This is a genomic window from Massilia rubra (assembly GCF_011682065.1).
Classification (GTDB): domain Bacteria; phylum Pseudomonadota; class Gammaproteobacteria; order Burkholderiales; family Burkholderiaceae_D; genus Telluria_A; species Telluria_A rubra.
In genome coordinates this window covers 1-1,579 of record NZ_VUYU01000071.1, presented here as the reverse complement: position 1 = coordinate 1,579, position 1,579 = coordinate 1, and the positions used below count along the sequence as shown (strand labels likewise).

Sequence of the window (1,579 nt, the reverse complement as noted above, 5' to 3'; positions counted from 1 at the left end):
TACCCGATTGAACGGGACATCGAATGGAGCGGTATGCGGTTGAAGGTTGGCGGGTTGGTGGTCAGTTCTCGGCAGACCGGACGTGGCTTACTCAGGACGAGTTGATGGACCTGGCCGGTGTCGACAGGTACAGTCGTTCGGTCAAGGTCTGGAGCAGATGTTTGGCCGGACAGGCGCTCGGAAGGTGAAGGACAATCTTGTTCTTGTATTGCCTGACCTGCACGGCGATTTTGAACAGTTTGGCAATGACCGTCGATGGCTGCGCCTGCGACAGCGCGGTATGCCGCAGCCCTTCGGTACGCAGTTGCTGATGCAGGATGTAGGCCGCCGCGTGCAGCAACAAGCGCATGCAATTGGCGAGAAAGCTGGTGCAGGAAGTACGGTCGGCGGCGAGGTCATCCTTGAGATGCTTGATGTAATTTTCGGCCTGACCTCGCGCGCAATAAATATCCTCGTACAACATGCCGGCATCGAGTCCTGGCAGCGAGGTCACGATGAAGCGCGTGTTCTCGCCAAGCGCCATGACCTCGGCCTTGAGCAGCACGCGCCAGGCCTTCGGCCACGAGCGCGCCTTGTAAGTAAATTCATCGAACAGACGCACCGCATTGGGCACCAGGTCCTGCGATTGCGCAGCCACCCACCGGTCGATGGCGCGAAGTCTGGTCGGCTCGGCCATCGCAAGGAGCTTGGGGTTGCAGGCGAAACCAAAAATGAAGTCCATGTTCGACATCCCATCGATCAGGCTCATTAATTCAGGGCCACTGAAGTGTCCGTCGCCACGTACGAGAATATGCGTATCGGGGAAGTGCTGACGAATCCGCTTCAGGACGCGCCGCATGATCATCGCGTTCTCTTCGCCAAATGGTCGCCTTCCGGGGCGCAGCACCGCCGCGATCAAGCCGCCCGACTGACCGTCGAAAATCATCAGCGGCAAATAGCAGGTCGAACCATAGTGGTGGTTGTAGAACGCCAGCGGCTGCTGGCCGTAGCACGCATCCTCGGAGTGATCCAGGTCGAGAATCAAGCTCTTTGGCGGACCGGCGAAGCTGGCAATGAACTGTTCGACCAGGGCCTCGCTGACGCGATAAATATCCTGGCGGCTTGCGGCGTGTTCGAAGCGCGAGATCGTCGCTCCCGATGCCAGCGCGGCGGCGGCATCAAACGGCAAACGGGCCGCGCCAAGTTTGAACATCGGGTCGTGGCGCAGGCTGTTCGCGTCGTTGCCGTCCTCGTAGCCGCAGCCGATTTGGTAGATGCGCTGGGTCAGAAGATCGTGATGGGAATGAGTGACGTAGCTCTGATGGCGACGGTCCGGCAAAGCCGCCGCGAGGCGCTTGGTCAGACCGATCTGCAGGTCGACACCGCGCAGCAGAACCGGACCGAGATCGGACGACAAACCGCCACCGGCGAAATCGGCGCGAACACTGTGAGCGGGAATGGATGCAAAACGGAGCTGCTCTGAGGTAGAATTCATGTCGGGCAAGGTGGCGTTTTTGTTGATAACTGTGTTTCTAGATAACTCACATTTTATCAATCACTTACGGCATTCTTGCCCCTTTTTATGCAAAATTCAGGCTAG

At 58.4% G+C, this 1,579-nt stretch carries 1 protein-coding gene; it reads right to left on the bottom strand.

The window, feature by feature from the left end; translation table 11 throughout:
- Positions 1 to 91 precede the first annotated feature (91 nt).
- The gene (locus tag F0185_RS34005) at positions 92 to 1,474 is read right to left on the bottom strand and encodes an IS1380 family transposase (RefSeq protein WP_167233108.1); all 1,383 of its coding nucleotides are present in this window, start codon (positions 1,472 to 1,474) and stop codon (positions 92 to 94) included.
- Positions 1,475 to 1,579 lie beyond the last annotated feature (105 nt).